This is a genomic window from Bradyrhizobium sp., from assembly GCF_049519115.1.
Classification (GTDB): domain Bacteria; phylum Pseudomonadota; class Alphaproteobacteria; order Rhizobiales; family Xanthobacteraceae; genus Bradyrhizobium.
This window is the reverse complement of sequence record NZ_JBEKRB010000023.1, coordinates 18,949-31,684: the sequence shown is the minus strand read 5'-3', so window position 1 is coordinate 31,684 and position 12,736 is coordinate 18,949. Positions and strand designations below refer to the sequence as shown.

The window sequence follows — 12,736 nt, the reverse complement described above, 5'->3', positions numbered from 1 at the left end:
TGTCATCGTTTCCCCCTGCCAGATTTAAAAACACGTTCCCTCGGGACCACCGTCTATACATCAGTGGACCATCAATGTTGAATGTCAAATCCATCACAGGCAGGTAGCATTACGCCGCGCGTGACACCTCGTTACGCTCACGCGCGGACCCGAACGTAACTGCCGGGCGCGTCCTCGATCGCCGGCAACGCAGCCGCGCCGACTTCGCGGGCCGCGACTTGCTCCGGATCGATCGCCTCTAGCCATTGCCGCCAGTCGGGCCACCACGATCCCTTGTGTTCCTGGGCACCCTTGACCCAGTCGGCGAGCGTCACATCCTTGATATTGTCGTTGGTCCAGTACTGATATTTCCCGGAAGCCGGCGGATTGACGACGCCCGCGATATGTCCTGATCCGGACAGCACATATTTCACCGGGCCGCCGAAGAATTGCGAACCATAGAGCACGGAATCGGCCGGCGCGATGTGATCCTCGCGGGTGGCGAGGTTGTAGACGGGCACCTTGACCTTCGACAGGTCGAGCAGGGTGTTGTCGAGCACCATGGTTCCCGACGACAGCCGGTTTTCGAGATAACAGTTGCGCAAATAATAGGAATGGTTCGCAGCCGGCATCCTTGTCGCGTCCGAATTCCAGTGCAGGAGATCAAAGGACGACGGCGGCTTGCCCTTCAGATAATTGCTCACGACGTAGGACCAGATCAGGTCGTTCGATCGCAGCATGTTGAACGCCATGGCCATCTTGGCGCCCTCGAGCACGCCCGACGCCTTCATGTCGCGTTCGATGGCTGAGACCTGGTCTTCGTCGACGAACACCAGCAAATCGCCGGCATTGGTGAAATCGACCTGCGCCGCCAAAAACGTCGCCGAGGTCACGCGGACGCGGCGTTTCTCGGCCAACCACGCCAGCGTCGTCGCCAGCAACGTGCCGCCGACGCAATAGCCCATGGTGTGGACTTTCATTTCGCCGGTGACGCGCTCGATCGCGTCCATCGCCGCCAGCGGCCCTTCCTTCATGTAGTCTTCCCAGGTCTTGCTTCCGAGACTCTTGTCCGGATTGACCCAGGAAATCACGAACACCGTAACGCCCTGATCGACGCACCACTTGATGAAGGATTTGTCCGGCTTGAGATCGAGAATGTAGAACTTGTTGATCCATGGCGGCACGATCAGAAGCGGCGTTCGAAGCACGCTTTCCGTCACGGGCGAATACTGGATCAATTGCATCAGATCGTTCTGGAAGATCACCTTGCCCGGCGTGATCGCCATGTTGACGCCGACTTCCAGATTGGACGGATCGGACTGGCGGATGCGAAGCGTGCCGTGCCCGGCCTCGATATCTTCGGCGAGCATCTTCATGCCGCGTACGAGATTGTCGCCGTTCGAAGTCAGCGTCTCGCGCAACACCTCCGGATTGGTGAGGACGAAGTTGGAGGGAGCGATCGCGTTGGTGAGCTGCTGGACGTAAAACGCGGCCTTCTTGCGCGTATGCGGGTCGAGGCCCTCGGCGTCCCGCACCAGATCGTTCGCCCACTGCGTCGTCAGCAGGTAAAGCTGCAGAACGAAGTCGAAAAACTGGTTCGATTTCCATTCGGGATCTGCAAACCGCTTGTCGCGCGGCGCGGGCGCGGCGACGGGGGAAACCTCTTCGCCGGCAAGACGCCGGACCGAGTTGCCCCACAGGTCGAGATAGGCTTTGCCGATTTTGGTCTGAATATCGTTGGCGCGATCGGGGTCCGCCATCCAGTATTCGGCGACGGTGCTCAATGTCTTGACGAGCTCGGTGAGTTCGTTCGGCGGCTTGTCCTGCACCTCACCGTTGGCAGCCGGCTGCAGATAGGCAGCAAGCGCCTGGCCGCCTTTCTCCATCGCTTTGGCGATGTTCATCGCGAAAGCTTCGGCGTTGAATTTCGCGGTGTTCTGGGCTTCTGAGGCGACGTCCGTCATGGCGCAAGACTACAGCTTCATTTCAACTTCGTCATCGCGCGAGAATCGACGCTAGTGGTCCGATTCTAACATTCGCATCCCTTCTCAGCGGGACATTTGCGAATGTTAGAATCAAAGGACCACTAGTAAATATAGGTTTCCAGTGGAGTTTTGGATTTGACATTCGCTTAAAGAGCTCGCGGCTGGCGGGTAGCGAATGTCAAATCCACTCCACTGGTAAACAGGCAATCACTCTCAAAAAGTTGCTATTGCACTGCGATATTTATCCCGGCTAGGTCTTATTGAGGCCCCAGACGGCCCGTTTCCTGTTTGGGATTTAATGGTTTCGGGCGACAATGGTTTGAGCGCTTGGCGTCATTGGGTCGAAATTGTGTCGCTAATCGCGTCTGGATGGGTCGGGGACGGCGGATGTCTTGTGGGCAAATCAGTGGAGCATGGGCTAGGGCGGCATTGCTGCTTACGGCGCTGGCTCTAGGCGGCTGCTCGACATCGATCGCCGATATTCCGCTCGACAGCGCATCGTCCGATACGCATGCCAAGGATACCGGGGCGTATCTGCCGGTGAATCAATTGCCGCCGGCGCGTGACGAGGCCGCCATGGAGCCGGCCGAACGCGCCAAGGTCCAGAAAGAACTGGTGGCCGCGCGCGACCGTCAGGCCTCGGCCGTGGCTGCCAAAGACCAAGGTCAGTCCAAAGACCAGTCCCAGAACGCCGCCCAGGCGGCAAAATAATCTGGCTGCTGGCGCACAAAGTCTTCCGTGCTAGAATTGGTTTGCTGGGCCCCGCGAGTTGGGGCGACACTTAAACGACTTCAGCCCGAAATCTAACTAAGTAATTGATATGGTGTTGATTTAGGGTGATGTCGAACGATATCCGTTAAGGGGTCATTGGCGAATCTGTCCATGAAAATGGGTCGCCGGAGTTGAAGGGTCCAATGGAAGATTTTTACCGCATTCGCCGTCTGCCGCCTTACGTGTTCGAACAGGTCAACCGCGCCAAGGCGGCCGCACGCAATGCCGGTGCCGATATCATCGATCTCGGCATGGGGAATCCGGACCTTCCGACGCCTCAGCACGTTCTGGACAAGTTGAAGGAGACGCTGGGCAAGCCGCGTACCGATCGCTACTCGGCGTCGCGGGGTATTCCGGGCCTGCGGCGCGCGCAGGCCGCCTATTATGACCGGCGCTTCGGCGTCAAACTCAATCCCGAAACCCAGATCGTCGCCACGCTTGGCTCGAAAGAGGGCTTTGCCAATGTGGCGCAAGCGATCACCGCGCCGGGCGACGTCGTGCTGTGCCCCAATCCGAGCTACCCGATTCATGCCTTCGGCTTTTTGATGGCTGGCGGTGTAATCCGGTCGGTGCCGTCGGAGCCGACGCCGCAATTTTTCGAAGCGGTCGAGCGGGCGATCGTCCATTCGATCCCAAAACCGCTCGCGCTCGTCGTCTGTTACCCTTCCAATCCGACGGCCTATGTCGCGAGCCTGGATTTCTACCGGGATCTGGTGGCTTTCGCTAAAAAGCACGAGATTTTCATCCTGTCCGATCTGGCCTATGCCGAGGTCTATTTCGACGACAATTCACCACCGCCTTCGGTGTTGCAGGTGCCCGGTGCGGTCGACGTGACCGTGGAATTCACCTCGATGTCGAAGACCTTCTCGATGGCGGGCTGGCGCATGGGATTTGCCGTCGGCAACGAGCGGATCATCGCGGCTTTGGCGCGGGTGAAATCCTATCTCGACTACGGCGCCTTCACGCCGATCCAGGTCGCGGCCACCGCCGCGCTCAACGGCCCGGAAGATTGCATTCGCGAGATGCGCGATACCTATCGCAAGCGGCGCGATGCGCTGGTGGAATCCTTCGGCCGCGCGGGCTGGGACATTCCGCCGCCGGAAGCCTCGATGTTCGCCTGGGCGCCGCTGCCCGCAGCATTTCGCAGCCTCGGCAGCATGCAGTTCGCCACCCTGATGGTCGAGAAATCAGGCGTCGTGGTTTCGCCCGGCGTCGCGTTTGGCGAACACGGCGAGGGGTACGTGCGAATAGCCATGGTTGAAAACGAGCAACGTATCCGGCAGGCCGCGCGCGGCGTGCGCCGCTTCCTTGAAAGCGGCATCGAAACGTTGCACAACGTGGTTCCTCTCGCCAACCGGCGCTAATCCATTGCTGCCCGCGTCTCCCGTGGGCAAACTTCCGGCAGGTTCTTCTCAGTCATGGTCGCACCCCTGAAAGTGGGCATTGCGGGGCTCGGCACCGTCGGTGCCGAGGTGGTCCGTCTGATCGAACAGCAGAGCCGAACGCTGTCGTCGCGCTGTGGCAGAGCGGTGCGGGTGGTTGCGGTCACCGCGCGTTCGAAGGCCAAGAAGCGCGGGCTCGAGCTGCAGGGGGTCGACTGGGCCAAAACGCCGCTGGAGCTTGCGAGAGATCCCTCAATCGATTGCTTTGTCGAGTTGATGGGGGGCGCGGGTGAACCCGCTTTGTCGGCAATCGAGACCGCGCTCAAGGCCGGCAAGTCGGTGGTGACCGCCAACAAGGCGCTGATCGCCAAACATGGGCTTAAACTCGCCAAGGCCGCCGAGCAATTTGGCGGCGCCTTGAATTTCGAAGCCGCCGTCGGCGCGGCGATCCCGATCGTCAAGACGCTGCGCGAGGGGCTCGCTGGCACCGCGATCAATCGTGTCTACGGAATTCTCAACGGCACCTGCAATTACATCCTGACGCGGATGGAGCAGGAAGGGTTGTCGTTTGCCGAATGCCTGAAGGACGCGCAGCGCCTCGGCTATGCCGAGGCCAATCCGTCGTTCGACGTCGACGGTCACGACACCGCGCAGAAGCTGGCTATTCTGGCGAGCCTTGCCTTCGGCACCAGAGTCTCGCAAGGCGCGGTCTATGTCGAGGGCATCTCGTCGATCGCGCCGGAGGATTTGCGCGCCGCCGCCGAACTCGGCTACCGCGTCAAATTGCTCGGGGTAGCGGTGCGGACCGCAAAGGGCATCGAGCAGCGCGTGCATCCGACCATGGTGCCGAAGACGTCCTCGATTGCGCAGGTCATGGGCGTCACCAACGCCGTCACCATCGACGGCGAGGGCATTCCGCCCATCACACTGGTTGGCCCGGGCGCCGGCGGGGCGGCGACGGCGTCGGCCGTTGTCGCCGACATTGCCGATGTCGCGCGCGGTATCCGCGCGCTGCCGTTCGGCCGTCCCGTGGAACGGTTGCGGGCGATCGAGAAGGCGCCGATGGAACGCCATGAGGGCGGTTATTACATCCGCCTGATGGCGCGCGATCTGGCAGGCACCGCCGCCACGATCGCTACGCGCCTGGCCGAACAAAAAATTTCCATTGAATCGATCGTCCAGCGCCATGCCGACGGCGTTGACGCCGTGCGGATGGCGGGGAAAGCTGCGCCCGTACCGGTGATCCTGATTACCTATGCCACTAGCGAGGACGCCGTATACCGCGCGCTGGACGCCGTGCAGCGCGACAAGGTCATCAGCGGACGTCCGCAGGTGATCCGGATCGAAAAGAATTGAATATTATGCAGGCCGCAAAGCCTGCAAATGAGGTCTTAAGAGGAGTTCGCCGATGTCGACCCATATTTCCGTCCCGCCCCAGTTGCTGCTCGAGCGGGTCCTGACGCTCGAAATCGTACGGGTGACGGAGCGCGCGGCAGTCTCGGCGGCGCGCCTGCGCGGCCACGGCAACGAAAAGGCGGCCGATCAGGCGGCGGTGGATGCTATGCGCCGCGAACTCAACAAGCTGCCGATCGAAGGCACGATCGTGATCGGCGAGGGCGAGCGCGACGAGGCGCCGATGCTGTTCATTGGCGAAACGGTCGGGCTCAAGGCTGGACCGAAGGTCGATATCGCCGTCGATCCGCTCGAAGGCACCACGCTGTGCGCCAAGAACATGCCGGGCTCGATCGCGACCATGGCGATGGCCGACGGCGGCACCTTGCTTCACGCGCCCGATGTTTACATGCAGAAGCTCGCCATCGGCCCTGGTTATGCCAAGGGCGTGGTCGATCTGGACGCAGCGCCGGCCGACAACGTCCGCCGGCTCGCCAAGGCCAAGGGTGTTGAGCCGTCGGCGATCACGGTGTTGGTGCTGGACCGGCCGCGCCATGCCGACATCATCAACAGCATCCGTTCGACCGGAGCTGCGGTTCGCCTGATCACCGACGGCGACGTTGCCGGCGTCATTCACTGTGCGACCCCCGATGAAACCGGCGTCGACATGTATATCGGCACCGGCGGTGCGCCTGAAGGCGTTTTGGCGGCCGTCGCGCTACGCTGCATCGGCGGCCAGATGCAGTGCCGGCTGATCCTCGATAACGAGGAAAAGCGCGAGCGCGCGCACAAGATGGGTGTGACCGATCCGAAGATGATCTATGGGATCGAAGACATGGCGAAGGGCGACTGCCTGTTCGCCGCCACGGGCGTCACCGACGGTTCGTTGCTGTCGGGCGTCAAGTTCCGCAAGGATGTCATTGAGACTGAAACGGTGGTGATGCGTTCGGTGACCGGCACCGTGCGCTATATCAAGGCCGAGCATCGTCAGCTCGACAAATTCCATCTCGATTAAAGACAACACCCGTCATTCCGGAGCGATGCGCAGCATCGAATCCGGAATCTCGAGATTCCGGGTCTGGTGCTAACGCACCACCCCGGAATGACGGAGCAGAACCGGGAGCCCCCATGTCCCACCTCTCACAAGTCAAAGCCCTCGTCTTCGATGTCTTCGGCACCGTGGTCGATTGGCGCACCAGCCTGATCGCGGACTTCACCGCATGGGGCGACAAGCGCGGCATCAAGGCCGACTGGACAGGTCTCGTCGACGGCTGGCGCGCGGTCTATGCCGCCTCCATGGACGACGTGAGAAAACACCCGGATCGGGGCTATGTCATTCTCGACACGCTGCACCGGCGTTCGCTGGAAAAACTCGTCGAACAGCTTGCGATTTCCGGCTTGAACGAAGCCGACCTGCATCACCTCACGATGGGCTGGCACCGGCTGCATCCCTGGGCCGATAGCGTCGGCGGACTGACCCGGCTGAAGACGAAATACATCATCAGCCCGCTCTCGAACGGCAATGTCGCGCTGTTGACCGAGATGGCGAAGTTCGCCGGCCTGCCGTGGGATCTGATCCTGTCGGCGGAGCTGTTTCAACACTACAAGCCCGACCCCGAAACCTATCTCGGCGCCGCGCGGCTTTTGTGCCAGCCGCCGGAGCAGGTGATGATGGTGGCGGCGCATAACCACGATCTGAAGGCCGCCCAGAAACTGGGGCTGAAAACCGCCTTCGTTGCGCGTCCGACCGAATATGGTCCGTTGCAGAAATACGACCTCGAGGCGAAGGGCGACTGGGACATCGTCGCCAGGGATTTCGGCGAATTGGCCACGCGGATGGGGTGTTGATCGTCGTCTCTGCAATGTAGCCAAACGTCGCTACGTCGAAATGACCTCCGCGGTATTGCGGCTATATTTCAGCTCGCCAGCGACGTAGGTCGCCTGTACGGCCCGGTCGTCGCCGAGCATGGTCTGGACGAAGAGCGCCTCCTCGAAATCCTCGACGAATTGCATCCGGTACTTGATGAGCGGAGTCGATTTCATATCGAGCACGACAATGTCGGCCTCCATGCCCGGCGCAATGCTGCCGATCTTGTCTTCAAGGTACATGGCATGAGCCGTTCCGCGCGTGGCCAGATAATGCGCATGACGAGCGGAAAGTGAATAACCGTTGAGCTGGGCGGCCTTGTAGGCCGCATTCATTGTGGTCAGCATTGAAAATGAAGTGCCAGCTCCAAGATCGGTCCCGATTCCGGTGCGTACCGGGCGATCCTGGCGCAGGGCGCGGCTGATGTCGAACGTACCGCTGCCGAGAAAGAAATTGGACGTCGGACAATGGGCGATCGCCGAGCCCGTCCGGTGCATGACTTGCAGTTCCTCCTCCGTCAGATAGATACAGTGGCCGAAAATCGCACGCGGCCTGCATAACGCGTAGCGATCGTAGACATCGAGATATCCGTTGCGTTCGGGAAACAGCTCCTCGACCCAGGCGATCTCGTTCTTGTTCTCGGAGACATGGGTCTGCATGTAGCAATCGGGATGCTCCCGGCAGAGCGCGCCTGCGGCTTCGAGCTGCTCGTGCGAGCTGGTGGGCGCAAACCGCGGCGTGACGGCATACAAGAGGCGCCCGCGATTGTGCCACCTCGCGATCAGCGCCTTGGAGTCGTCGTAGCCGCTCTTTGGCGTATCCAGCAGCGCCGGCGGCGCGTTGCGATCCATTAGTACTTTGCCGGCGGCAAGGCGCATGCCGAGCTTCTCGGCTTCCTCGAAAAGCGCATCGACCGACTGCGGGTATACGGTGCAATACACGCACGCGCTGGTGATTCCGTTGCGCAGGTTTTCCTGCAGAAAAACCCGCGCGACGGACCGGGCGAAATCCTTGTCGGAGTATTTAAGCTCGGTCGGAAAGGTATAGTTCGCCAGCCAATCCAGCAGTTGCTCTCCGTACGCAGCTATCATCGGCGTCTGTGGAAAATGGACGTGGCTGTCGATGAAGCCGGCCGAAATCAGAGAGTCCTTGCCGTAGTTCCTGATTTCTATGTCGGCTGGCAGTCGCGACAGAACATGCTGTGCCGGACCGAACTCGGTAATCCGGCCGTTCGCCATCGCGACGATGGCATCCCGTTCGTAAACCGCGGTGTGTTCGAGCCCATCTGTAAAAGGGTTGCCCGTGAAGGTCAGGACGGGGCCGCGAATGACGGTCGGGCGCTCGTTTGTCGGTCGGTTTCTCAATGTGGCCCTTCTCGCGAGCTTTCGGACTTAATGACCAGAAGGGCTGGCCTCAACCCGATCGTCGGACCGGCCGGCGCGCAGACGGATATCGTCGATGGCTGAAAGAATCCGCTCCGGAGTTGTCGGAGCATCGAGAACGGGTGCGGTTTTGTAGTCAGCAAGACTGGCGATGGCGTCACGGACGGCAAGCCATACAGAAATGGCCAGCATCAGTGGCGGCTCGCCCACCGCCTTGGAGCGGAAGACCGTGGCCTCCTTGTTCGGTGCATCGCTCAACAGACGGACGTTGAAGCGAGGCGGCACGTCCCTGCTGCCGGGAATCTTGTAGGTTGACGGACCGTGGGTCTTGAGCCGTCCGCCTTGGTCCCACCACAACTCCTCGGTGGTGAGCCAGCCCATGCCCTGTACAAAGGCGCCCTCGATCTGGCCAAGATCAAGTGCCGGATTGAGCGATTTTCCGCAATCCTGCAGGAGCTCGGCGCGCAGCACCCGCATCTCGCCCGTCAGTGTGTCGATCGCCACTTCCGCCGCTGCGGCGCCATAGACGAAGTAATAGAAGGGACGTCCCGTGTTGGTCTTTGGGTCCCAATGGATCTTCGGCGTCCGGTAATAGCCCGTCGCCGACAACGAGACGCGCTGATCCCAGCACAACAGCGCAAGTTCGCTGAACGACAGGCTGCGGTTGCCGGCATAGATCCGGTTCGCAGTGAACAGGATCTCGCTTGCGGGCACGTCGAAATGGCCTGCCGCCACGTCCGTCATGCGTCCCTTGATTTCCTGGGCCGCATTGAGGGCCGCCATGCCGTTGAGATCAGATCCGCAAGATGCGGCCGTCGGCGAGGTATTCGGGACCTTGGCTGTCGTGGTCGCCGAAACACGAATATTCTCAAGATCGATCTGAAAAGCTTCAGCGACGACCTGCGCTACCTTGACGAACAAGCCCTGTCCCATCTCGGTGCCGCCGTGGTTCAGCGTCACGCTGCCGTCGGTATAGACGCTGACCAGCGCGCCAGCCTGGTTGAGTGCCGGACGGTTGAAGGAGATGCCGAACTTGATCGGCATGGTGGCGAGCCCCTTCTTGATTACGGGGCTTGCGCCGTTGAAGGCCGAGATTTCCTCGCGCCAGCCGGCAAGATCGACGCTGTGCTCGAGTTCGTCGGCGATGTGCCCGAGGATGTTGTCCTCGACCTTCATGCCGTAAGGCGTCACGTCATTTCGGCCGATGCCGTAGAAATTCCGCCGCCGCAGTTCCTCGAGCGGCAGTCCGAGATGACGGCCCACGATATCGAGGATTGTCTCGATCGCGAACATTCCCTGCGGTCCGCCATAGCCGCGAAACGCCGTGTTCGAGACGGTATTGGTCTTGCACGGAAGGCCGACGAACCGCAGACACGGCAGCCAGTAACAGTTGTCGGCGTGGCAAAGCGCGCGGGTGACCACCGCCGGGGTGTGATCGGCGACATTGCCGCCATTGGCGGCGAGCAACAGGTCGAGCCCAAGGATGTGGCCATCGCCATCGAAGCCTATGTCATAGCGAAACAGGAACGGATGCCGCTTGCCGGTGGCGCGCATGTCGTCGTCGCGCGGAAGCCGGAGCTTGACCGGCCGGCCGGCTTTGCGGGCGAGTACCGCGGCAATGCCGGCAATCAACGTGGCCTGGCTCTCCTTGCCGCCGAAGCCGCCGCCCATGCGCCTGACTTCCACCGTCACCATGTTGAAGGGCAGGCCGAGCAGGTGCGCCACGCCATGCTGCACTTCGGTCGGGTGCTGGGTCGACGAATAGACGGCCATGTCGGAGCCTTCACCGGGCACCGCCAAAGCAACCTGTCCCTCGAGGTAGAAGTGGTCCTGGCCACCGCATGCGAATTCGCCGGAGAGCCTGTGCGGGGCACGAGCCAGTTCGGCATCCACATCGCCACGCTTCATCGCCTGCACCGGCGAAACATAGAGCTCGCGCGCGATCGCTTCGGTCAACGAGAGAACGGCAGGCAGGATCTCGTAGTCGATTGCAACGAGATTCGCCGCCGCTCGTGCATTGTCCAGGGTGTCGGCTGCGACGGCCACAACGGGTTGGCCCTCATATTCGGCAAACTCTTTGGGCAGCAACGGTTCGTCGCCGCGGATGGGGCCGATATCGTTCTTGCCGGGAATGTCGTCGGCAACGATTGCCGCCACGACGCCAGGCGAAGCGAGCGCGCGGGAGAGGTCGATCCGGCTGATGCGGGCATGGGGATGTGGACTAAGCACAAGCGCGCCGTGCAGCGTGCCCGGTACGACCGGCAGGTCGTCGATGTATAGCGCCCGTCCGGTCAAATGACCGATGGCGCTATCGTGGCGAACCGGCACATGCGCGCCGCCCCGTATGGATCGCAGGATCGGTTCGTTCATAGCAACTCCAGACGCACCGGGCTCGTAACCGTGGTTTCCAGCTGCAGCCGACGGAACAAATTGGCCGCGGCGCGCAGCCGGTAAGCCGCGCTGCCGCGATGATCGTCGATGGGCGAGAAGTCACGCGCGACCTCAGCGTCGATGCCGGCAAGCGTCTCAGGCGTCCATGGACGACCGATCACGATCTTCTCGGCGCAGGTTGCACGGGCCGGCTGCGCGGCCATTCCTCCAAACACTGCCCGTAAATCGCGGACGACAGAGTTTTGTAGCTCGATCCGGAACGCGCCGATCGTCGTCGAGATATCCTGATCGAAGCGCTTCGAAATCTTGTAGGCGAAGAACTGCTGATTTGGCCGCAGGCGCGGTATGCGGATGCTTTCGATGAATTCGCCCGGCTGCAGTACGGTCTTGCGGTAACCCGTGATAAAGCCTTCGGCCGGAACGCTGCGCGAGCCAGATGCCGATTGCAACGTCAGAATCGCCTCCAGCGCAATCAGGCAGGGCGGTGTATCGCCGATCGGCGAGGCATTCGCCAGATTGCCGGCGATCGTACCGAGATTGCGGATCTGCCGTGATCCGATACGCCGCACCAGGTCTGCGAATTGCGGCAAGTGCTCGTCGAGATACGGCAGCGCCTCCGTATAGGTCACGGCCCCGCCGATCTCGAGCGCGTCCGCCACAACGCTGATCCGCTTCATTTCAGCCACGCGCGAGGTGGAAATCAGAGCTGTCGGCTGCTTCCGGTGCTTACTGAACAGCAGACCGAGATCTGTGCCGCCAGCGAGGAACTGGGCCTGTGGATGTTGCGCCGCGACACCGGCGAGTTCTGTGAGGGAGCAAGGGGTCAGGAAAATCAGATTGTCGTCCCTGTAATCGGCACAGGACGTTAGCGTCTCGATCAGGGAAGGCGATTCCATCAATGGCGCGGGAGCATCGGCTGTATCGGCTGCCAGGCGACGGCACGCCGCAACGATGGAGCGATAGCCTGTGCAGCGACATAGATTTCCCGACAGCATCTCGTGGATATGATCGTCGGTGGCCGTCTCACCGCTTTGCTGGAAGGCGGCCATCGACATCACGATTCCCGGCGTGCAGAATCCACATTGGGTTCCGTCGCTGTCCAGCAGCGCCTGTTGCACCGGGTGCAATTCGCCGCGCTGGTCGGCCAGTCCCTCGACCGTGTACACGGCGGCGCCATCCAGCTGGGGCAGCAGCAACAGGCAGGAGTTGACCGCGTGATAAACGGGCCGCCCGTCTTCCACCCGGCACACAACGACCGTGCAAGCGCCGCAGTCGCCCTCCGCGCACCCTTCCTTGGTGCCGATCATGCCTTCGCGTTCGCGAAGATATTGCAGGACCGTCATGGCGGGCGTTACCTCGGTAACGCGACGCTTGATGCCGTTGAGCAGGAAATGAATGACGCCGGTCATGCCCAAATCGTCGCATATTGAGCGCCCGCATGATAGCGATTTCAGGCGAGCGGTCGACCGGCGCAACGACAACCTGACCCTCCGGCGCAGGAGGATCATGGCTCTCCGTCACGACGGCAATTAGCCGTGGAAACGAGGCGCGAATCATTGAAGAGACGCCGCCCAAGCCTATCTTCTT

At 61.4% G+C, this 12,736-nt stretch carries 9 protein-coding genes; 5 read left to right on the top strand and 4 right to left on the bottom strand.

Annotated elements, in window-relative coordinates; all coding sequences use genetic code 11:
- Window positions 1-137: 137 nt before the first annotated feature.
- Window positions 138-1,943, bottom strand: coding sequence for a PHA/PHB synthase family protein (locus tag ABSE61_RS18475; RefSeq protein ID WP_423872571.1), 1,806 nt, complete (start codon window positions 1,941-1,943; stop codon window positions 138-140).
- Between the two features lie 450 nt (window positions 1,944-2,393).
- On the opposite strand from ABSE61_RS18475, the gene ABSE61_RS18470 reads away from it, so the two are divergent.
- From ABSE61_RS18470 to ABSE61_RS18450, 5 genes are all read left to right on the top strand, one after another.
- On the top strand, window positions 2,394-2,675 hold the full coding sequence (locus ABSE61_RS18470; protein WP_423872570.1) for a hypothetical protein: 282 nt from the start codon (window positions 2,394-2,396) through the stop codon (window positions 2,673-2,675).
- Window positions 2,676-2,878: 203 nt separating this feature from the next.
- Complete coding sequence (locus tag ABSE61_RS18465) at window positions 2,879-4,099, top strand: LL-diaminopimelate aminotransferase (protein ID WP_423872569.1); 1,221 nt, start codon at window positions 2,879-2,881, stop codon at window positions 4,097-4,099.
- Window positions 4,100-4,153: 54 nt separating this feature from the next.
- Window positions 4,154-5,473 (top strand): homoserine dehydrogenase, encoded by a 1,320-nt coding sequence (locus tag ABSE61_RS18460; RefSeq protein WP_423872568.1) that lies wholly within the window; start codon window positions 4,154-4,156, stop codon window positions 5,471-5,473.
- Between the two features lie 52 nt (window positions 5,474-5,525).
- On the top strand, window positions 5,526-6,524 hold the full coding sequence (glpX, locus tag ABSE61_RS18455; protein WP_423872567.1) for a class II fructose-bisphosphatase: 999 nt from the start codon (window positions 5,526-5,528) through the stop codon (window positions 6,522-6,524).
- A gap of 113 nt (window positions 6,525-6,637) precedes the next feature.
- The gene (locus tag ABSE61_RS18450; protein ID WP_423872566.1) at window positions 6,638-7,357 is read left to right on the top strand and encodes a haloacid dehalogenase type II; all 720 of its coding nucleotides are present in this window, start codon (window positions 6,638-6,640) and stop codon (window positions 7,355-7,357) included.
- A 30-nt stretch (window positions 7,358-7,387) separates the two neighbouring features.
- On the opposite strand, the gene guaD is transcribed toward ABSE61_RS18450, so the two are convergent.
- From guaD to xdhA, 3 genes are read right to left on the bottom strand one after another with little or no spacing between them, the layout of a single operon-like run.
- A complete protein-coding gene (guaD, locus tag ABSE61_RS18445; protein WP_423872565.1) occupies window positions 7,388-8,740 on the bottom strand; it encodes a guanine deaminase in 1,353 nt (450 codons plus the stop codon).
- Between the two features lie 27 nt (window positions 8,741-8,767).
- Complete coding sequence (gene xdhB / locus ABSE61_RS18440; protein ID WP_423872564.1) at window positions 8,768-11,128, bottom strand: xanthine dehydrogenase molybdopterin binding subunit; 2,361 nt, start codon at window positions 11,126-11,128, stop codon at window positions 8,768-8,770.
- Window positions 11,125-12,558, bottom strand: a complete 1,434-nt coding sequence (xdhA, locus tag ABSE61_RS18435; RefSeq protein WP_423872563.1) for a xanthine dehydrogenase small subunit — start codon at window positions 12,556-12,558, stop codon at window positions 11,125-11,127. The genes xdhB and xdhA overlap by 4 nt, the downstream gene beginning before the upstream one ends.
- Window positions 12,559-12,736: the final 178 nt, after the last annotated feature.